The organism is Halomonas qinghailakensis, assembly GCF_025820815.1.
Taxonomy (GTDB): Bacteria; Pseudomonadota; Gammaproteobacteria; order Pseudomonadales; family Halomonadaceae; genus Vreelandella; species Vreelandella qaidamensis.
The window spans coordinates 2,927,044-2,949,207 of the sequence record NZ_CP096973.1; the positions used below are offsets into that span (position 1 = coordinate 2,927,044).

Annotated in this window: 15 protein-coding genes; all 15 read left to right on the top strand. The window is 45.4% G+C overall.

What is annotated here, in order from left to right; genetic code table 11:
• The first annotated feature begins 3 nt into the window (after positions 1-3).
• The 15 genes from M0220_RS13485 (at position 4) to M0220_RS13555 (ending at position 22,150) form a co-directional block, all read left to right on the top strand.
• The gene (locus tag M0220_RS13485; protein WP_264017911.1) at positions 4-2,481 is read left to right on the top strand and encodes a coiled-coil domain-containing protein; all 2,478 of its coding nucleotides are present in this window, start codon (positions 4-6) and stop codon (positions 2,479-2,481) included.
• Positions 2,482-2,747: 266 nt separating this feature from the next.
• The gene (locus M0220_RS13490) at positions 2,748-3,086 is read left to right on the top strand and encodes a hypothetical protein (protein WP_264017912.1); all 339 of its coding nucleotides are present in this window, start codon (positions 2,748-2,750) and stop codon (positions 3,084-3,086) included.
• Positions 3,087-3,144: 58 nt separating this feature from the next.
• Entirely contained in the window at positions 3,145-4,419 is a 1,275-nt protein-coding gene (locus M0220_RS13495; RefSeq protein WP_264017913.1) for a nucleotide sugar dehydrogenase, read from the top strand.
• 85 nt (positions 4,420-4,504) lie between these two features.
• Positions 4,505-7,399, top strand: a complete 2,895-nt coding sequence (locus M0220_RS13500) for a glycosyltransferase family 2 protein (RefSeq protein WP_264017914.1) — start codon at positions 4,505-4,507, stop codon at positions 7,397-7,399.
• Positions 7,400-7,434: 35 nt separating this feature from the next.
• Positions 7,435-8,355, top strand: a complete 921-nt coding sequence (locus M0220_RS13505) for a hypothetical protein (protein ID WP_264017915.1) — start codon at positions 7,435-7,437, stop codon at positions 8,353-8,355.
• Positions 8,356-8,382: 27 nt separating this feature from the next.
• Positions 8,383-9,267, top strand: a complete 885-nt coding sequence (locus tag M0220_RS13510; protein WP_264017916.1) for a hypothetical protein — start codon at positions 8,383-8,385, stop codon at positions 9,265-9,267.
• Between the two features lie 67 nt (positions 9,268-9,334).
• Complete coding sequence (locus M0220_RS13515) at positions 9,335-9,892, top strand: hypothetical protein (RefSeq protein WP_264017917.1); 558 nt, start codon at positions 9,335-9,337, stop codon at positions 9,890-9,892.
• A 220-nt stretch (positions 9,893-10,112) separates the two neighbouring features.
• The gene (locus M0220_RS13520) at positions 10,113-10,970 is read left to right on the top strand and encodes a class I SAM-dependent methyltransferase (RefSeq protein ID WP_264017918.1); all 858 of its coding nucleotides are present in this window, start codon (positions 10,113-10,115) and stop codon (positions 10,968-10,970) included.
• A gap of 83 nt (positions 10,971-11,053) precedes the next feature.
• A complete protein-coding gene (locus tag M0220_RS13525) occupies positions 11,054-12,673 on the top strand; it encodes a glycosyltransferase family 2 protein (protein WP_264017919.1) in 1,620 nt (539 codons plus the stop codon).
• Between the two features lie 196 nt (positions 12,674-12,869).
• Positions 12,870-14,717: a glutamine--fructose-6-phosphate transaminase (isomerizing) gene (gene glmS / locus M0220_RS13530; RefSeq protein WP_264017920.1), complete on the top strand. Its 1,848-nt coding sequence runs from the start codon at positions 12,870-12,872 to the stop codon at positions 14,715-14,717.
• 388 nt (positions 14,718-15,105) lie between these two features.
• On the top strand, positions 15,106-16,443 hold the full coding sequence (gene glmM, locus M0220_RS13535; RefSeq protein ID WP_264017921.1) for a phosphoglucosamine mutase: 1,338 nt from the start codon (positions 15,106-15,108) through the stop codon (positions 16,441-16,443).
• Between the two features lie 10 nt (positions 16,444-16,453).
• Positions 16,454-17,986: a glycosyltransferase family 2 protein gene (locus M0220_RS13540; RefSeq protein WP_264017922.1), complete on the top strand. Its 1,533-nt coding sequence runs from the start codon at positions 16,454-16,456 to the stop codon at positions 17,984-17,986.
• 60 nt (positions 17,987-18,046) lie between these two features.
• Positions 18,047-18,583: a hypothetical protein gene (locus tag M0220_RS13545; protein ID WP_264017923.1), complete on the top strand. Its 537-nt coding sequence runs from the start codon at positions 18,047-18,049 to the stop codon at positions 18,581-18,583.
• Positions 18,580-20,187, top strand: coding sequence for a glycosyltransferase (locus M0220_RS13550; RefSeq protein ID WP_264017924.1), 1,608 nt, complete (start codon positions 18,580-18,582; stop codon positions 20,185-20,187). The genes M0220_RS13545 and M0220_RS13550 overlap by 4 nt, the downstream gene beginning before the upstream one ends.
• 94 nt (positions 20,188-20,281) lie before the next feature.
• Positions 20,282-22,150, top strand: coding sequence for a glycosyltransferase family 2 protein (locus M0220_RS13555; protein WP_264017925.1), 1,869 nt, complete (start codon positions 20,282-20,284; stop codon positions 22,148-22,150).
• The last annotated feature ends 14 nt before the right edge of the window (positions 22,151-22,164 follow it).

A 22,164-nucleotide genomic window follows, 5' to 3' on the forward strand; every position in this document is an offset into this window, starting at 1 on the left:
ACCATGTCGATGATTCTTCATATAGGGGCTGGCCAGGCAAGTGAACTCCCCCAGTGGCGCAAGAGTGGTGCCACGCGCATTGTACTGGTAGAACCAAACCCCATGTTGGCACAGCAGCTACGTCATAAAGCAGCAGATGATGCCACCCTTACCATTGTGGAAGCCGCTGTCACGCCAAGCTCGGCCAACACTCAGCTGTATGAATATAACCTGCCCGAAGCAAATAGCCTGCGCCCAGCCACAGGGCTTAAGAGCCTGTTCCCTGGGTTGAAAACTACGGCAACGCACAGTGTGGCTACCCTTACCCCAACCCAGCTGCTAGCCGATTACGGGCCAGCGCAAGGTGAACGGGCCCAGCTTGTGCTGCAAACACCCGGGGAAGAGGGGGCTATTCTTAAAGAACTGATTGAAACAGGCCAGCTCAACCAGTTTCAGCAATTGCACCTATATGCCAACCCAGAACCCTATTACCAGGGTAGCATTGCGGCAAAAGACATTCTGCAGCAACTGGCAGAAGCAGGGTTCGATATCACTGACGTCAATCAGCAAGACCCAGACTGGCCGCATTGGCAACTCACCCGTCATCCCCTGAAAGATCAGCTGCTAAGCCTGCAAGAAGAAACAGCAGCTCTGAAACAGCAGCTGCAAGAACGCCAGCAACAGCTAGAAACCAATCAACAGCAAAGCAAAAAACACCAGCAAAAAGCGGAAGAAGCGGCGCAGCAAGCACAAGCGCAGCTGAAAGAAAAAACTGACCAGCTAGCGAGACTGCACCCTCAGTTCAAGCAGCAGCAAGAAGAAGTAGCCGCCCTAAAACAACAGCTGCAAGAACGCCAGCAACAGCTAGAAGCCAGTCAACAGCAAAGCAAAAAACACCAGCAAAAAGCGGAAGAGACGGCGGAGCAAGCACAAGCGCAGCTGAAAGAAAAAACCGACCAGCTAGCGCAACTACATACTCAGCTCAAGCAGCAGCAAGAAGAAGTAGCCGCCCTAAAACAACAGCTGCAAGAACGTCAGCAACAGCTAGAAGCCAGTCAACAGCAAAGCAAAAAACACCAGCAAAAAGCGGAAGAAGCGGCGCAGCAAGCACAAGCGCAGCTGAAAGAGAAAGCGAACCAGCTGGCTGAAGCTCATGCACAGTGTCAGCAACTAAAAGAAGAAACCGAAACGCTGCAAATACAGCTAAACCAAGCGCAGAAAGCTAGCCAACAGCATCAGCAAACACAGAGTGAAACGGCAAAGCAGCTGAAACAGGCTCAACAGCAACAGGCCAATACGCAACAAACGCTGGCGGCTACCGAAAGCAAGCTAAAACAAGTAGAAGAGCAGCGTCAGGCGGAAAAAACAGCCCATCAAGAACTGCAGCACAAATTTGAAGAAACCCACGGCTGGTTTGTAGGCCGCAAACAGCAAGCAGAAGAGCGCGCTGAAAAGCTAAAAAGCCTGCAAAATGAACTGGCAGTTAAGGCAGAGCAGGCGGCCAGTCTGGAAGAAAAGCTAAAGGCAAGTGAAGAAGAGCGCGAAAAATACATAAACTATTTTGCCAATCGCAAAAAGCAGCACGAAGAGTCTCAAGCCCAATTAACAGAAGCCCAGCAAACGCTAAAAGAAAAAGATATCACCATCCGCCAGCTCAGCGAACAGCTCACCACGTTACAACAAAGTAATGAACGCTTTGGGCAACTGGAAAGCAAGCTGGAGTCCCTGTTCGGCGAACAGCGCAGCTACATTCAGCAAACCACCAACGCCCTTGGCCAACATGTCACGCGCAGTGCCCGCCAGCAGCGCGATGAACACGCACTAACGCACTACCTACAGCATGGCCAGCGCCCGGTAAGTACTCAGCTCCCCCCCGGTTACGCGGTAGCATTGCTAGAGCACTACGACGCCACCCAACATGATGCTGTCGTCGTGTTGGGTAGTGCGCACACCACAGAGTTGATGGCGCAAGGAATGTTCAACATCCGTTCACAAGCGCCTAGGCTCCAAAGTAGCCCGCACGAATCAACAGAGAACGAAGTCACGCTCTCTCATGCGGACCTACCACAAGCCATTGTCAGCATTGAGCATCAAAACGCGGCCAGCGAAGCCTTAAAGCAACGTCTACACAACAAAGGCACGGCCAGGGCCGTTAATACAGTGTATGCCCCCTGGGTAGAGTGCCAAGCGAATGGGCAAACCGCGCTGTTCTACGCAGTAGAGCCTACGCTGCAGCGGCTTAATCAATGGCTATCTGAAAACGGCCGGGTACTGGTGATAGTAGGCGAAGACCTGCCGCAGGCCGGCCACAGCCGCGAAATAGCACTAGCCCTATTGCTACAACAACTGCCCACCCAGCGGCTGGATATGGTGCTGGAAGGTAACCAGCACCCGCAGGAAACCAGTTTGAAAGAAAGCTGGGATAAACTGCTTGAAACCCGTCAGCGCCCCTGTCAATGGCTAACGCTCCCCAACGCTTACAGCCTAAGAGTGGAAGGCTAGGTGATGCGTTCTTACTAATATTTATTGCAGAATTTAGAACCGTTATATCCGCATGCCACCTTCTTGTCATTCCCGCATGCCCTTAGCGGGAACCCAGTTTGTTGTTAGTACCCCGGCCTCTGCGGATAAGAGCAAGGTGGAATCCCGATAACCCCGCATGGGAGTGACATGAGTGTTTTTGTCGGCAATGACGGAAGTAGGGGCACTGGGTAAACAAAACATGAGTAGTAGCGAATATCAACTTAAAACTTAACCACGAGCCGACCATGGAAAAAGATCTCGTTAAACGCGCCCATGATGCTTTTCGTCAAGGTGATTACGCGGCGTCTAAAGAGCTATATCAAAAAGCAGCAAATCATTACGGTGAATCAATTTTTCACGCAAATATCGTTTTATGTGAAAAATATTTGCAAATAGCAGAGGGAAAACAGGTACCTCCGTTTCAAATGCTATTTGAAAGTAAAGAAGTTAAAAAATTACAAGATCAAATGCGCGATATGGAACGTCAGCTACGTGAAAAAGACGCCAACATCAACGAGCGCTTTGAAGAGCTAGCCATTCTTACCCGTATGTTAGAAGAAAAAGATAGCGCTGTTTCTGCCTAACTTATCAGCACTAATATAATTTAACGCATTGCAAACTTATTCAGGAGAACGAAGCACCATGCAAATGGAAAACACCAAAATTGCTATTTTAGGCTTAGGTTACGTTGGGTTACCTTTGGCAGTCGCGTTCAGCAAGTACTTCCCAACCCTTGGTTTTGATATCAAAACGGGCCGTATTGAAGAGTTAAAACAAGGTAAGGATAACACGCGTGAAGTGAGTGAAGCCGAGCTGGCTGCCGCCCCCAATCTTACCTTCAGCTGTAATGAAGATGATCTAAAAGCGGCAAACGTCCTGATTGTGACGGTTCCAACACCTATCGATGACCATCGCCAACCCGACTTAACACCTCTCGTCAAAGCATCTGAAATGCTGGGGCGTGTTGTCAACAAAGGCGACGTGGTGATTTACGAATCCACAGTTTACCCAGGGGCAACAGAAGAAGAGTGCATACCGGTGGTTGAAAAGGTCTCAGGCCTTGTGTTCAACCAGGATTTCTATGCAGGCTACAGCCCGGAACGCATCAACCCAGGTGACAAAGAACGACCGGTGACCAAAATCATGAAAGTCACCTCTGGTTCTACGCCAGACATCGCCGATTTTGTAGATCAACTGTACGGCACCATTATTGAAGCAGGCACCCACAAGGCCAGCAGCATTAAAGTAGCGGAAGCTTCTAAGATCATTGAAAACACTCAGCGCGATGTCAACATAGCGCTTATCAACGAGCTTTCCATGATCTTTAGCCTCTTGGGGATAGATACCCACGATGTGATTGAAGCCGCAGCGACAAAGTGGAACTTTATTAAACTGCAACCAGGGTTGGTCGGTGGCCACTGCATTGGGGTGGACCCATACTATTTGGTACACAAATCTATGTCGGTGGGGCACATTCCCGATATGATCCGCAAAGCGCGTGAAATCAACGATGGCATGGCTCGCTTTGTCGCCTCCAAATTGATAAAGGCCATGATTCATAAAGGTCAGTTAATAAAGGGAGCAAAAGTACTGGTTATGGGTATGACGTTTAAAGAAAACTGCCCAGATATTCGAAACACTAAAGTTATAGATCTTATAACTGAGTTAAAAAACTATGGTATGACAGTTGATATTTATGATCCATATGCAGATCCCGAAGAGGTTGTTCTTGAATATGGATTAAACTTAATAAAAAATATATCTGAGCTAGAGTATGATGCAATAATTTTGGCTGTGGCACATGAGAGTTTTAAGCAGCTTGGAGATGATGTGTACAAATTTGGGAAAAATGGTTGCACATTATTAGATATGAAAAATATTCTTTCAGATAAAGACTCTGATGTGGTTAGATTATAATTTTTTGATTTTTTTAGCAGCTTCGTAGTCTATGATTTTATATGTAAATTCTACTAAAAGTTTTATTTATAATTAAAGGTTTGAGATGGATAAAAATACATTTGATAGTTTATACTATGTTGAAAAATACCCTGATGTTATGAAATCAGATATGGAGCCTTTCGATCATTATGTTAAATATGGTAAATGCTTAGGGCGTTCTTATAAACTAAAAAATATACAAGAAGAAAAGTGTGAAGTAATAACATATAAAGATTTTTTGAAAACAGAGCTGTATTTAAATGTTACAGAGGAGCTTAAAAATCAACTAGTAGATGAGGGTGTTATTTTTAATGACCTTGTTTCAATAATTATGCCTGCAAGAAACTGTGCAAAGTATATAAAGGAGACATTGCTTTCATTGACTAACCAAAGCTATGAAAATATTGAAATAATTGTAGTTGATGATGCAAGTGACGATTCGACCGCAGAAGAAGTTTTAAAGCTAAGCAAAAATGACGATAGGATAAAGCTTTATAGATTAAATGTAAATATGGGTACTTATTTCGCTAGATCGTATGGGGTTAAAGCTGCACAAGGAAATTTTATAACCTTTAACGATTCTGATGATTTTTCTCATCATTTACGCATAGAGCTTCATAGAAAAAAAGCTGCAGATATTAAGTCTGTTGTGACGTCAAATTATATACGTTTTAATCCAAGTTCAGGCAAAGAAATTAAAACACACGGAAAGCTTGAGCATTATGGTTTTATTACCAGTTTTATTAAGAAAGAAATTTTTGAAAAAATTGGTTACTTTGATTTAACAAGTAGAGCTGGTGATGTAGAGTTTGCACTAAGGCTAAAAAAGTTTATCAGTAAGGAAGTGATGAGTCACTTGCAGTGTCCCACTTATTATGCGGCACAAATGACAGGTTCATTAACTCATAATGAAATAAATCATTCGGTACAAGATAAGTCTAAATCATTGTCATATCCAAGAAAAAGGTACTTATCGCATTTTGACGTTCAGCAAAGGTTTTTTAATAATTTAGAAGGTTGCAAAGAAAGTTTTGACTTTCCAATGTTAAGAAGCCCTTATCGTCTTCCCAATAAGCTAAAAGTATCTAATGTAAATGATTTAACTATAATTGGCTGCATGTGTACAATCCCTTCTAGAGTTGATGTCTTAAAAAAATCCTTTGAGTCTATTATTAATCAAGTAGATAAGCTCTATATTTACCCTGATAAATATGGTCCACAAGATAGCCTTCCTATATGTGTTTTAGAGCACAAGAAAGTAAGGATACTATCTACAGAAAAATTTCCTGGCTTAGGTGCTGGAGGGAAATTTTTACCATTGTTCTCTGGAGAAATAGATGATTATATCGATAAAGCATTATACTTTACATTTGACGACGATATAAAATATCCACCTGATTATGTACATTGCCTTTCTAAGAAACTTGAAGAAAATAATTTCCTGAGTGTTATTGGAGTACATGGCACTCTACTCCAGAGAAAATTTAATAACTACAAAGAAGATAGAGTTCTTTATCATTTTAAGAAGGCGTTAGATCATGATGAATATGTAGATGTAATTGGGTCAGGTACATCTGCTTTTAAAGCAAGTCTGTTGCATGGTAAGTTTTTAAAAGAAGATGTTTATCCACATATGGTGGATATTTCCCTTGCTAAAGTATGCAGACGTAATAATATTCCTGTTCAGTGTGTTGCTAGACCCCCATCATGGCTGACTGACTTAAGTAAAGAAATTAAAGGCGATACATCATCTATTTGGGAAAAATTAGTTAAAGAAAAGGCTTCATCCCATACTGCTGCTCTGCACGAACTAGGAACTGAGTGCTGGGGACTAGAATCAATTCGTGAAAACATTATAAATAAAAATTGCTATGTTTTAGAATCATCCAAAAATAGTTTTGACTTGGTAAAAAACCTAAATGAAGATAAATTTGTCTCTAATTTGATATTTCCTGATGAAGGCACATATAGAGTTCTAATAAAATGCGACTCTGCCGCTTCGGGGCAAAAAAAAGAGTTGCAAGTTGAAAGTCTTTTGTCAAATAAAAAGATACTTTATAGAGGTTTTTCGGGCGAGGGTACTGCTTTTACAATAAATGCTGCGCTTCATAATTCTGTTAGTATAAAAGTCGAATCTCCTGATGCTGACAGTATCTCTTTAGAGACAGAAAAGTTGTTTTCTAATTCGACACCACGTGAATTGATAGAAGGTGACACTGTAGTTCATGCCTCGTTAGCAACATACCCTCCTAGAGAAAATTGTTTAAAAGATCTAATTGACTCTGTGTTTCATCAAGTTGACAATTTTTGTGTTTATCTGAATAGATATGAAAAGCCACCTAAAGTAATAAATGATCTTCTCTTTGAGAAAGATACTTCTAATGCTTTACATTATATATTGGATTATGACGGCCAGCCTAAAGCAAGTGGTAAATTTAGGTGGTTAAAAAAAGAAGGTTACATATTTATTTTAGATGATGACATTCTTTATCCACCTGATTATATAAAAAATATGATTTCATGGATTGAGAAATTAAAAAGAAAAGCCTTTATTGGTGTTCATGCAGTAAATTTTCATGAAGAAATAACTAATGGGAGTGGTGATGTAAAATCATATATAAAAGAAAAATTCAACTTTTCTCATAAGGTTGATAAATTGACTAAAGTTCACATGTTAGGAACTGGAACATTAGCGTTTCATTCTAGTTTAATTAAGGATTTTCGAAAAGAGCTTTATGATCAGATGAATTATCTGGAAGGACACGAAAATGCCAATGATGAGTCATTAGCAGTTTTAATGAAGCAAAAAAGAATACCAATGTACACAATACCAAGAAAAGAAAGATGGCTTCAGTCTAATAAAAAAATGCGTCATGGTATTCACGAAGAGCATTTTAATGATCAAGATTTAGCTAGCAGTACCAGATTGCTACTGTCTAGCGGTAATCCTTGGCTATAATTTGATTGATAGATTTGATTAATTAGAGATAAAAAATGACTAATATCAAGCATCCAGGCCTAAGGGTTATAGATCGTTTTAAATATACCCTTAAATATTATGATTCGCTAGATATGTTTGCTGAAAATTTAAAGTATGAATCATGTTCGTGCTCAATAGCGTTAAAGGATACTTCTTTAGATATTGAGCTTCATTTGAAAAAGGCTAGGCATAAAAAGTTAGTTGTTATGCTAGGTGGTGCAAAAGTTAATCAAGATTGGGGTAAAGAGGGACCATTCTTTCTTGGAAGAGAATTTTCAAAATCTATTGAATCGAATATTTTATTTATTAGTGACCCCTCTTTTGCATATGATAAAAATATAAAGCTTGGTTGGTATTTGGGTACAAAAAAATCCAATGGGCAAGAGGCGGTCAAGAGGTTGATTGATATTGTCGTCCAAAAATTTAATATAGAAAAGCTTATTTTTTTTGGTGGTTCCGGAGGTGGTTTTGCCTCTATGCAAGCTGCACACCATTTCCCAGATAGTATTTCAATCGTATGGAATCCACAAATTGATGTTTTAAATTACCATGTAAAAGAAGTGACCAAAGAAACTTTCGAGTTGGCGTATGATGCATCTCCAACAAATGAAATTAATGGGATTAACTTAGATATTTCAAATGTTTATAATGAACATACAAAAAATAAAGTAATTTACTGGCAGAATTTAACAGATCATCATGTTAAAGAGCAATTAAACCCTTTCTTAAGTAAACAAGGGTTGTTAGAGATTGAGGATGAGTTTATCGGTTGGGTTAACGACTGGCTCTTTTTGTTTGTAACTAATATAGAAAAAAGGCATACTCCACCACCCAAAAATATTTTATTAAAAATATTACAGTTTGTTGTGAATAATGATATCAATAAAACTTCTGTAGAGTTTCTTTTTGATTCTATTTATACTGATTCTGTTTAATTTTTTATTTAATTCAATGGTGTTTTCATGAATGTTGTCCAAATAATAGGTCCTTCTTACTGTGGGTCTACTGTTTTAGGTTACGCACTTAATACAGTCCCAGGTTTCTTTTTTGCTTCTGAGGTTAAGCGGGTACTTTATAGTTATAGAAAAAATAATGGCTTTTCTTTTCCTGTATGTGATTTTTGTGGGGAAAGTTGTCATTACTGGAGCTCTGATTTTTTTAATAAAATTAATAATGTTAATGATTTAAAGAAAGTTTATCAGTGTTTTAGTGAAAGCTACCCCGATGTTGAATTTTTTGTTGACTCCTCTAAGCTAATTAGTGATTATAAAGGAACTAACGCTTTTGCAAAAATTGTTTGTGTCAAACATCCAGTAAGAATGCTAGCAAGTCAGTTATACAATGTGAGGAAGAAAATTAATATAAATGTTTCAAGTTATGCTGCATTTAAAAGCATCTTGTCTGAAGAGCCAAGTTATTATTTGGATTATTCTAAGTTGTATTTAGATAAGCTTTGCCGTACTTATAGTGATATAAAATCTGAATATGCTGAATTTTTTTATTTTAAAACTGATCTTGCTCATTTGGAGAAAATGAAAATTTTTGATGATTTGATGAATTACTTAGGTGTTTGTGATAGAAAAATTGATGTTGAAAATTTTTCCTCTTATCGTTGTCATTCCTTAGGTGGTAATCGCGCTCCAGTTAATTTGATGAAGAAAAAAAATGACCAATTTTTTACTGTCGATTCGAGGTCAAAATATTATGATAAGGCATTATGTCTTGGAGATTGGAAAATTGACGAAAAGTATAAAGAACTTTTGCCTAGAAACTTTTTAGATGAAATATGTGAGTCCAGTGAATTTAAAAAAGCATTGAAAGTTCTTGAATATTCAAATATATATTAATTTATTTTTTAAACTTTGACGCAGAAACTGAGTGCGACACCTGAATATTTCGCTAAGGTGTTGCCTCATGATTTACATCGAACTCAGTGTTGAAGAACATGCCAGCATCCAAGTCGATCAAGCTCAAGGTTGTGTGATTTTCAACCCAGTTGTCCAAATAGCTGCGTTTAAGCAGCCTGTTTATTACGCTCGTTTTCGTGCCTTTTTTCTGGGTTCAGAGAGACCGACCCAGCCCCTCTTTCAGCTTAATCGGCAGTCAGGCGCTTACAGATGTTTAATAATGTTTTTTGTTTTATGCACAGGAAGATGTGGTTCAGTTTCGTTAGCCAAATCATTTAACTATGTTAAGAACTATACATCAGGCCATGAAAGCTTATCTCATCTTGTCGGTAGCTCTCGCTTAAATTATCCTAAAAGGCATATTGAAGTCGATAACCGTCTTTCGTGGATGTTGGGTCGGCTCCACTCCAAGTGTGGTGATGATGCTTTTTATGTACACTTGAAACGAGACCGCTTAGCGGTTGCTGAGTCTTTCCTTAAGCGTTTTGATCGTGGGGTCATGGCGGCTTACCGTTCGTCTATCATTATGTCTGGTTTCAAAAAAAGCTACTGTCCCCAAGATTGATTTTTTCCTGTGTTACTGCGACACAGTTAATCAAAATATTGCTTTATTTCTTGAGGAAAAAACTCATCAGCTGACAGTTACTTTAGGAATTATAATTGAAGATTTGCCACAGTTGTGGAGCGCTATTGGCGCTTAGGGAGACTTAGAATCTGCTTTAAAGAAATTTTCGAAAAGGCGTAACGCATCCGATATGTAATCAATAACTTTAAAGGGGGTACCAGTGGATCACAATATACAGGAAGAGCTAGTCAAGCAGGTTGCAAACCAAGTCAGAAAATTAAACAATCTGCAAGAAAAAAATATTAAACATCAAGTTGACCAGATATACACACAGCTTGAGAGCTTCTTCTGGCTTCAGCGTTCATTAAAGCTGCAAGGCAATCTGCCACCTTTACGTGGCTGGCCAGTCTCTCCTGATTTTTTATTACTCCTGCACCGCTGGATCACCAAACACAAGCCAAAGGTTATTGTTGAGACGGGGAGTGGGGCTAGCACACTGGTGATTGCAGACGCACTACGTCAAAACAATCAGGGTAAGCTGTTCAGTTTTGAGCATCTTGAAAAGTATGGTAACCAAACATGGCAAACATTGGTTGATGAAAACCTGACTGGCTGGGTGGACCTTCGCGTCGGTGAGTTGGTTGATTGGCAACATGATCATTTGAACCCTGTCGATGCTGAAAAAAAATCCCGCTGGTATCTTCGTGATTTCGAGGGTATCCAACAGATTGAGTTACTTGTTGTGGATGGCCCGCCAGGCGGCACTTGCAAATACGCACGCTATCCTGCTGTTCCTGCTTTACATGGCCGCATGTCTGCAGGTGCCGAAGTCTGGATGGATGATGCCAACCGTCAGGATGAAATAGACGTTTGTGAACGCTGGGCAGAACTCTATGGTTTTGACCTTGAGTTTATCCCGCTGGAAAAGGGCTTGGCTTGTTTGAAACGTGCAAAGCAAGAGGTGTCAGCAAGTACACTTCCAGTAGCAGCCAGTGTTGACACAAACACATATTCTGATTATGACGAGTGGCACCTTGGTCTTGATTTTTCATTACCGGAAGATCGCCAGACCTCTTGAAAATGCTGTTGTTTCGTTGTGATCGAGATACCCCTATTGTGGCCTGCTGTCAGCCAATGTTACTAACATGATCAGGGAGCGATATGTCAGCCAATCTTGAGGCTTTTTTTGATGCCTCCTGGTACTGCAAGAGTTACCCGGATGTGCAAAAAACGGGGATGCAACCGCTACACCATTACCTGCGTTATGGTGAACGCCTGGGCCGAAAACCTTGTCCCATGTTCGATCCGCTTTTCTACGGCGAAAGTTATCCCGATGTCATTGACGCTGGTGTTAGCCCGTTCACCCACTTTGTTACCTTTGGCAAAGAAGAAGGTAGACTTGGTCACGCAATAACAGTGCAAGACTACACACAACAGTTATGGCGGCGCGAGCATATCGCCGATTGCTTGGCTGCGCTGGTTTCTTTCACTAACAGCAACCAGCAAGAGCACGTACGCACTGCCTCCTGGACATTGGCACGCTGGTTTTCTTGGCAGGAAGATTGGCACTACTGCGCCCATTGGCTTCACTTATATTATCAACAGCCAGTGCCTAACGTGCAGTGGCCTGTTATTCAATTACTCTACGGTGAGGCGCTATCCAGAATCGGCGAGTTAGCTCAGGCTGAACAACAGGCTTTAGCGTTGAAAAAGAGCTTCCCTGATTATTTTGATGCTTATCTGGCATTTTCTAATATATACCTTTCGCAATTAGCGGCTTTAACCCCAGGCGATGCCGCTACCAAACAAGCGTTGGCACTCGATCAACAGCGAATCGATATGATTAACGAGCTATTCGCGCGCAACGGCTTGTCATTGATTGAAGTGGATGCTGGCAGTTTGCCGCCAAGTACAGGCAGCCTGCAAAATTCACTAAGCTTAGATACAATTAACGCAGCGGACCGTAATGCACAAAAAACCGACGACCTCGATGTGCCTGTTGTTTCGGTGATTGTCCCTGTATTTAACGCTGAACGGTTCTTAGCAACGGCGCTAAAAAGCCTGGCGGCGCAGTCGTTTTCTAGCCTGGAAGTGCTGATTGTTGATGATGCCTCTACCGATGCAACGCGCTCGATTGCTGAGCAGTTTGTCGCTCAAGATGCCAGGTTCCAGTTACTTTGTCTATCCCGTAATCAAGGTGCTTACATAGCAAGAAACTACGGCTTGAAACATGCCACCGGTGCTTATATCACCGTGCACGATGCGGATGACTGGTCTCATCCTGATAAGGTTGCATGCCAGGTAGCTGCTTTTGAAGATAACCCAGCTTGGGTAGCCAATACCAGCGATATGGTGAGGTGTACCACGGACCTGCGCTTTGGACGTTGGCGTTTGCCTAATGCCCCGCATGAAGGTTGGATATATCGTAATACGTCATCATTGATGTTTAAGCACGAGGTTTATGAGGCACTAGGTTATTGGGATAGAGTGCGATGCACTGCTGATACTGAGTATATCCATCGAATAATAGCTGCTTATGGAGAAGCAGCTTACGGTGAGGTATTGAAAGGTGTTCCATTATCTTTTTGTCGTCATCAAGAAGGTTCGCTCAGCCAAATTGGGCCATTGCACTTAGTAACCCACGAGAAAGGTCTACGCCGTGACTACATGCTTTCCGCTAAAGCTTGGCATGCTAGCGCGCAAACTCCACAGGACTTGTTTATGCCAGAGGCTCCTCGTGACAGGCTTTTTTCTTCTCCAAAGCTAAATTTAGTCTCTTGATTAAGTATAGAAAATATCCCTAAGGGCATAATTGTAATCATAGTGGTTTTATAAAATGGTTGGCTATTTTCTAAGGTGAATTTTTATCTAGAAATGCTAGTTGCTACACGAAAGTGTTCTTGTTGCTAAGCTATTCAATTTTTGTTGTCGTTCATGAATACTTTGAACTTATTTATTATCAAATATAGGAACGATTATGTGTGGAATCGTCGGCGCCGTGGGCGCAATGGAATGTACGCCCTTTTTGCTTTCGGGCTTGAAGGTACTTGAATACCGCGGTTATGACTCGGCCGGGTTAGCGGTGCTAAATGCTTCTGGTGCGCTGGTGCGTGCCCGTGCAAAAGGCCGTGTCGCGGAGCTGGAAGCTCGCGTTGCAGAGCAGGGTGTTGTGGGTAATGTGGGTATTGCCCATACCCGTTGGGCGACCCATGGCGTGCCTGCGGAGCGTAATGCCCACCCGCATATTTCCAGTGGCTTGGCGGTGGTACACAACGGCATCATCGAAAACTACGAAACCCTGCGTGAACAGCTTCAGGGCCTGGGGTATGCGTTCACCTCAGACACCGACACCGAAACCATCGCCCACCTTATTCAAGCCTGCTTTAAGGGCCAGATTGGTGAGCCAGCGGAAAATTTATTCTCTGCCGTGCAGTGCGCCGTGGCGCATTTGCAAGGTGCGTTTGCGCTGGCGGTGGTGAGTGAAGAAGAACCGGACTGTTTGGTAGTGGCCCGTGAAGGCTCACCGTTAATGCTCGGCATTGCAGACGACGGCCACTACGCTGCTTCCGATGCCTCGGCGCTACTGTCCGTCACCCAGCAAATGATGTACCTGGAAAACGGCGATGTGGCGCGGTTAACCCGTGAATCGATCACCCTGGTAGACGCCCTGGGTCAGCCAGCCCAGCGAGACGTGATTACCTCTAGCCTGTCTGCGAATGCGGTAGAGCTGGGTGAGTTTAATCACTACATGCAAAAAGAGATGTTTGAGCAGCCCCAGGCGCTGGGTAATACCCTTGAAATGCTCAGCGGTGCAGGTCAGCTGCAGCCAGGTATTTTTGGTGCTGAGGCGCACGCTGTTTTTGAGCAGGTGGATTCCGTGCTGATCCTGGCGTGTGGTACTTCTAGCTATGCGGGCATGACGGCTAAGTACTGGATTGAGCAAGTCGCGGGCATACCGTGCAATGTGGAAATTGCCAGTGAATACCGGTACCGCGTTAGCGTGGCGAATCCTAACCAGTTGGTGGTGGTCATTTCCCAGTCTGGTGAAACCGCGGATACGCTGGCTGCGTTGCAGCACGCGAAGTCTATGGGGCATGCCCATACGCTGGCGATTTGTAACGTGCCTGAATCTGCCATTGTGCGTGAAACCCTTCTGCGCTTTATTACCCGTGCTGGCCCGGAAATTGGCGTGGCGTCTACCAAAGCGTTTACCACTCAGCTGAGTGCGCTGTTTTTGCTCACGCTGTTGTTGGCAAAAGCGAAACAGCGGTTAAATGACGCTGATGAAAAAGCCTATCTGGATGAACTACGCCACTTGCCCATTGCGGTTGAAAAAGTACTGGCGCTAGAGCCAAGCATTAAGGCGTGGGCGCAGCATTTTGCCAATAAGCATCATGCGCTGTTCTTAGGCCGTGGCCGCCACTTCCCCATTGCGTTGGAAGGTGCGCTGAAGCTAAAAGAAATTTCCTATATTCATGCAGAAGCCTACCCCGCAGGGGAGCTAAAGCATGGGCCGTTAGCGCTGGTGGATGCAGATATGCCGGTGGTGGTGGTGGCACCTAATGATGAGCTGCTCGAAAAGCTCAAAGCCAATATGCAGGAAGTCAGCGCCCGTGGCGGCCAGCTGTATGTGTTTGCGGATGGTGACAGTGCCGTGAAACCGAGTGACGGTGTGAATGTGCTAGTGATGCCAGAGCACTATGGTTTGCTGTCGCCCGTATTACACGTGGTGGCGCTGCAGTTACTTTCTTACCACGTAGCGCTGGTGAAAGGCACCGATGTGGATAAGCCGCGTAACTTAGCGAAAAGCGTCACGGTGGAGTGAAGGGTGGGGCATTCTTACCGTTCTGTCATTCCCGCATGCTCTTAGCGGGAATCCAGTGTGGTTTAGGCATTCGTGCCCCTGCAGGCAAGGTCAAAATGGATTCCCGATAACCCCACTCGGGAATGACGGGTTGGTGGGGGCTCGGGAATGACAGTGTGGCGGGGCCTTCGGAAATGAAGGGGGCATTGCCACTGTTCTGTCATTCCCGGATGCCTTTAGCGGGAATCCAGTGTGGTTTAGGCATTCGTGCCCCTGCAGGCAAGGTCAAAATGGATTCCCGATAACCCCGCTCGGGAATGACGGTGTGGTAGGCATCCGGGCAGGGCGAGGTTTGAAAACATCTCTAAACCTGTCCCGCATTTCACAATATTTTTAATGGTTTGATTTTATGCGTAAATATTTTGGCACCGATGGCGTGCGTGGCCGTGTTGGCGAATTCCCCATGACCCCTAGCTTTGCGATGAAACTGGGCTGGGCGGCTGGTAAGGTTCTTGGGGCGGAAGGTATTAAAGAAGTATTGATTGGCAAAGACACCCGTGCCAGTGGCTATATGCTGGAGTCTGCTTTAGAGGCTGGCTTTTCGGCAGCAGGCGTTAATGTTGCCTTGGTGGGGCCGTTGCCGACACCTGCGGTGGCGTATCTTACCTCAACCTTCCGTGCCGACGCTGGGGTGGTGATTAGTGCATCTCATAACCCCTTTGACGACAACGGCATTAAGATCTTTGGGCAGGGGGGCTATAAGCTAACTGACGTTCAAGAGCAGGAAATTGAAAGCAAATTGCGTATTGCCCTGGAAGGCGGGATGGAGTGCGTCAGTTCAGAAGCGTTAGGCAAAGCGCGGCGTATTGAAGATGCCGCTGGCCGCTATATTGAATACTGTAAAGCGGTATTGCCCAGCACGTTAAGCCTAAGTGGCTTGAAGATCGTGGTGGATAGTGCCAATGGCGCTGGCTATAAGGTTGCCCCTGCAGTGTATAAAGAGCTAGGTGCAAACGTTATCAGTATTCATGACCAGCCCAATGGTATGAATATTAATGCAGGTTGCGGCGCGACAGCTATGCGCAGCCTATGTACGGCGGTGTTAGAACACGAAGCGAACCTTGGGATTGCGCTAGATGGCGACGCCGACCGCCTGATGATGGTGGACCATACAGGGGCGGTGGTAGATGGTGATGAGCTGCTGTTCCTGCTGGCAAAAGATGCCAAAGCAGCAGGTTATACGGGGGGCGTTGTTGGCACCCAGATGAGTAACTTGGGGCTGGAGCAGGCGTTAGCTGCGATTGATATCCCGTTTGTGCGTGCAAACGTAGGCGACCGCTACGTGATGGAACAGCTTAAAAGCACCGGCTGGCGCTTAGGTGGTGAAGGCTCTGGCCACTTGCTAAGCCTGGATCATGCTTCCACAGGGGATGCGGTAATTGCATCGCTACGCGTACTCACATCGCTGTTAAACCAAGGCACCACGCTGCATATGGCGAAGCAAGGTATGAATAAGCTACCCCAAATATTGGTGAACGTTCGCTTTAAAGCCAGTCACGATGAAGACCCGCTTGAAAGTGCAGCGGTTCAGCAAGCCCTGACTGAAGCAGAAGATAAGCTTGCTACCAATGGCCGTGTGCTGCTGCGTAAATCCGGCACTGAGCCACTCATCCGTGTGATGGTGGAAGCCAACGACGCTCAGCTTGCTCAGTGGTGTGCTGATCATATTGCTGATGCGTTGAGGTGAAAACAACACGATGTCAGTAGATGGCCTTCCTGTGTGGTTTGACAGTACTTGGTACTGCCAGCAATACCCTGATGTAGCAGCAGCTGGCGTTGATCCTTATGATCACTACATGCATCACGGCGTCAAAGAAGGGCGTCTGCCGTGTCCATTGAAAGCGCTTGAGTGGGATGGTGCGCTTTGGCAACAAACCGATGATGCCGCTGAATGTGTGCAGGCATTGCACCATTTGCTTGAACATGCCAACCCACTGGAAGCGTCTTTCGCAGGATTCGCTCTTGGCCGTTGGTATGCTTGGAAACAGGAGTGGACGGAAGCGTCGCGGGTATTGGCATGTAGGCCAATGGATGACACATGCTTACCGAATCATTCAGGGCCAGCACTGTTGGAAATAGAAGCTGACACGCGTAGCGGGGCGTTTTCCCTGGCCTGGCGAAAGATAGCTCAGCTGCGTGCCCAAGTGCCTGACTATAAAGATACGTTCCTGGCGGTATCTAACCTTCTCCAGGCGACTGCTGAGCAGTCGGCAGGGGTTGCGGGGCACGTTCAAGCGACGTTACAGGCGCAGCGTCTTGCATGGTTGAATAATGTCTGGCTGGCAGCAGGGCTTGTGCCTGTGGCGTTGCGCAATAGGCAGCAGCCGTTAAGTATTGATAACCTAGATTCAGTACGGACACATAGAAATGACGCAGGCGGGCCTGTTCAGCGCCAATGTTCAATAGAAAGTGCGACAAAAAGTGCAACAGTGTCAGGACGCGTACCTCTCGTCTCGGTCATTGTGCCGGTATTTAATGCCGGTGATGGGGTGTTAACCGCCTTAAGAAGCCTGGCAGCACAAACTCTGCGGCGCCGCTTTGCAGGTGCGCTGGAAGTGATCGTGGTAGATGATGCATCTACTGATAACACGGTAGCAGTGGCAGAAGCGTTTGCGGCCCAAACGCCAGGCTTTCGGTTGCTACGTCAGCCAGAAAATCTAGGGGCTTATGCAGCCCGTAACCGTGGGCTTGCGGAAGCTAAAGGGGAGTGCATTACCGTACACGACAGCGATGATTGGTCGCACCCGCAGAAACTGGAAATCCAGTGGCGTGGGTTACAGCAGCATCCTGAGTGGGTGGCCTGTAACTCCTACTGGGTACGCTGTACGTCTGACCTTGTCTTTACTTCATGGCGAATGGAACAAGGCTGGATATATCGAAATACGTCATCGTTGATGTTTCGGCGCAAGGTCTTTGAAACGTTGGGTTACTGGGATAGAGTCCGTGTGGAAGCGGATACTGAGTACCATTACCGAATTCAAGCCGCTTTTGGCCCCCAGAGCCTAGGTGAAGTGCTACCTGGTGTGCCGCTTGCGTTTGGCCGAGTGGTACCTACGGCGTTAACCATGCAGTCCAGCACGCATTTGGTAACTCAGTTTTCAGGGGTTCGAGCCGATTATCGAAAGGCCAGCGAAGCATGGCACCGTGCTGCCTCAGCACCTGAGGACCTTTACCTTCCAGAAACGCCAATTAATCGCCCTTTTTGGGCGCCGGTAGTTATAATCGCCTGACGTATAAAGCGTTTAATTACCCGAAAATTGCATTATCAATAAAGTCATAAGGAATACACTGTGTCTGAACACGTACAGCCTTCTAGGGAAGCGCTTCAGCAGCAACTACAGGTTTTGGAAAAGGAGCTGGAGCAGGTTCGTACCTCGCTCAAAGTGCGCTTTGAAGAAATAGCCCGTTTGACTGAGCAGTTAGCAAAAGAGCAAGAGGAGGAGACACGCCTAGTTAATCAGGTCCAGGCGGTAAACCAACAGTTGGCATCGTCAGCAAGCTCGGTCGCATCGCCAGACAGTAAGGAGGCGAAAAGCCAGCAAGAGGACATTGACCTAGTTGCCGCTAGCAATCTCTTTGATGTTGATTGGTACCTAGCAACCTACCAAGACGTTGCAAAGGCGGAAGAGTTCGCCCAGCAGCCCGCGACACACTACACCTTATTTGGCGGTTTTGAAGGGCGTAATCCCTGCCCTGAGTTTGATTCACGCTTTTATCTTCAGCAGTATAATGATGTACGTGATTCAGGAATTAATCCTCTGGTTCACTACCTTAAGTATGGTCGAAATGAGGGCCGTTTAATGTCTGCGAAAGTAAAAGATGAATGAGTTTAGCCCCTGAGCTGCAGGAAAAACTGATAGCACTGCAACTGTTTGATGCTGATTGGTATCTTGAACATTATCGTGATGTTCAAGAGAGTGGCATGGATGCCCTGGGCCACTTTATAAGTCATGGCCTCGATGAAGGCCGTCAGCCTAGCCCAGCATTTGACCCTAATGCTTACTGGCAGGCAAATCCAGATGTAAGAGCGTTAGGGGTGCCGGCGCTGCGACACTATCTTCAAAGCGGCTATAAAGAAGAGCGGCCGTTGACGGTTGGCGAGAAGCAGGCTAGGCAACAGACCGGTTCTATCTGGCCAGAATCGCCGTTACCAGATGAGATGCCTTACTGGTATGAGCAACATGCTAGGCCGTTGGATGATGGCACCGTGCGCATTATGTATGTGCTCTCAATACAATCTGGTGGAACACCGCAAACCAATCAAGATTTGATGACGGCGTTAGGTAACCGCTTAGGCGGTAACATTGAATGTTTTGTACTGCGCTGTGTTGAATCCAGTCTTACGTTGTACCTGTTTCGAGACGGTATCTATATACCGATTGAACGGCATCAGTTGGCTACGAAAGTACCCGCGTTAGATCACCATCTGGATGGTTATGATTCGGCGGTTGAGAAATGGCTGGTTTATTATCGCATTAACCTGATTCATGTTAGGCATATAGCCTGGCAAAGCCTAGGATTAATGGAAGTTGCCTATCAGTTAGACATTCCTGTTGTGTACTCTTTTCATGATTATTATTCCGTCTGCCCGTCAGTCAAATTACTTGATGAGAATAACCGCTTTTGTGCTGGACGTTGTACCTCCAGCCGTGGTGAGTGCTTTCAGGAACTTTGGCCATCGAATGAAATAACAGCACTTAAACATGGTGCCGTTTATCGTTGGCAACAGCAGTTTGCAGGTAGCCTTGCCTTGTGCGAGGGCTTTGTAGCCACAACAGAGCAAGTGCGTAACGTCATGCAGGATATTTTTCCAACGCTGATTAATAAACCCTTTAAGGTTATTCCCCACGGCCGAGACTTTGATAACTTTACCGACCTAGCGGTGGCACCTGTACCCAACGCGCCTTTACGGGTAGTGATACCTGGGCATATCTCACGCGCTAAAGGAGCTGAGGTGTTACTTCAGCTGGCTGCTGATAAACGCCTAGCACATGTAGAGTGGCATGTATTAGGTACGCTTGATGCAACTCTGATAGACCAAGCACCTAACTCGCTGGTAGTACACGGCCCCTACCAGCGGGATGACTTTACTTCCCACATCGCTCAAATCCGCCCCCATCTCGGGGCTGTGCTATCCATTTGGCCTGAAACATGGTGCCATACCTTAACAGAGCTATGGGCCGCAGGGCTGCCTGTTATTGGTTTTGACACTGGTGCGGTGGGCGAGCGTCTAAGGGCAACTCAGGCAGGCTGGCTGGCAGATGATATTACGGCAGAATCTGTTGCATTGACGCTATTAAAGGCGGGTGAAGCAAAGGAGTGGCAACAAGCAAAGCGGCAATTAACCCAATGGCAATTATCTGGTCAGCATTCCTGTTCTTATATGGCGGATAACTATTGGAATTTTTATCAGGCGTTTTTAAAGCGTTGAGTGCCGTCAGCCTGAAGGCGAACAGACACCTGCGATAATCGCTAATGACTATATTTCAATGCGATACATGGTCAATACATGGAAAGGAATGCTTATGTTCAATATGTCTTCTGCAAAAAAAGGTGAAGGGAAATATAAGGTGGTTAAGCATAATGTTGTAAATTCACCTTATATCCTTAAGGTGAAAGGTAAAACGGTAGGTGCTATCAAAGTTGATCAACTTGTTAAAGAGGGGGGTAGGTACCGTGTTGAAGGGTGGGTGTCAACACTAGATGACAACCACTCGTTAGATATTGGCTCTGGCGACATACTAATAAACACGACATACAGTAATAAAATTCGTAATGATGTTGCCCAAAGTATGCAGACTAGTAACCCGGCATTGATAAGTCAGGGTTTTTTAATTGATTGGGAAGAAGGGGAGTTATCCGTTACTAACGGCGCTCTGAAGTTGATATGTCGGTTTGGCTTGGGAATGGACCCCATTACTTTTTCGTTACCTGACATCACAACATTTGTAGGTAGTACTGGCCAGCTACCTCAGGCACCTAGGCGTGATATTCAAGTGGACGCAAAAAGCCCATCACTCTTACCTGATTTTTTAACAGGCGCTACTTGGCAAACGCCCGACCCACTTAAAGCGGCAGCGCATATCGACAGTTTTGGTCTTATTCCTGCTCGTTGCGGATTAATGGCGGGTTGGATGGTCGCGCAGCCTGGCTGGGAAATGTGGGGGGTAGATAGTCAAGGTAACGTACTCAACCTAGCCAGTGCATTGCGCTATCAGCGTGAAGACATTGTCAGCTTGTTTCGCGATACCTTTGGCCAGCGCACAGTAGATGCTGGGTTTGTTATGCAGTGGCCTCATTCAATTTCGATGAGCGATACCGTAGGGATAGTAGCGTATCACCCAGAAAGCAAGCGGGCTTTTGAAGTCGCGCGTAAACAAGCGGTTGAAGTACCTAATGAGCCGGAAGGCTATGCCCGCTGGGCATTTACTGTGGCAACACCTGCCGAAAAGTTTAATGAGCGCTTAAACGGTTGGGAAGGTGAGTTAATCGAAACATTGCTGGCAGAGCGTAGCCGTGCATTTTCTCAAGATGAGAAAGCACCTGATGTTATGGTCTTAGGGAAGGTGCCAGAATCTCCTGATATCAGCTTGATTATTCCGTTGTACAGTCGCTGGGATTTTGTCGAGCACCAGCTGTTGGCGTTCTCTAAAGACGCAACGCTGCTTGAAACCACGGAAATTATCTATGTGGTGGATGACCCGCGTATTTTAACGGCCATTTCCAACGAAGTTGAAAATCTCCATCGGCTTTACAACGTGCCTTTCAAAGTCGTGTGGGGGCATCGTAATCGTGGTTTTTCAGGCGCTAATAATCTAGGGGTGAGTGTTAGCCGTGGTCGCCAAGTACTGTTACTTAACAGCGATGCGTTTCCTACGTCACCGGGCTGGGCAAACCAATTAAGCACCTTGCTTGACGAAAACCCGCAGTATGGCTTGCTGGGTGCACGCTTGCTGAACCCGGAAGGTGGCTTGCAACATGCGGGCATGGTGTTTTTCTATTCTCAGTCGTGGCAGGTGTGGCTGAATAAGCACCCCTTGGCGGGGTTAGCACCTGAGCTAGATGACGTTCCAGAAGGTGCTCAAATAGTTGATAAACCTGCCGTGACTGGCGCGTGCGTGATTATGCAACGTTCACTTTATGATCAGCTGGGCGGTTTAGATGAAGGTTATCTGATTGGTGATTTTGAGGATTCGGATCTCTGCCTTAAGGTGCTGAGTGAAGGGTATCAGCTGGGCTACGTGCCTGGGGTGTCGCTGGTTCACTTGGAGCGCCAGTCGTTCTCATCACTGGGAGATACCTCCTTCCGTACGCTGGTGGTGCGGTTTAACGCTTGGCGACATACCAAGCGCTGGGGTAAACAAATTCAATCTGTCATGCAGTCATTTAGCTAAGGAGCACTTTTTAC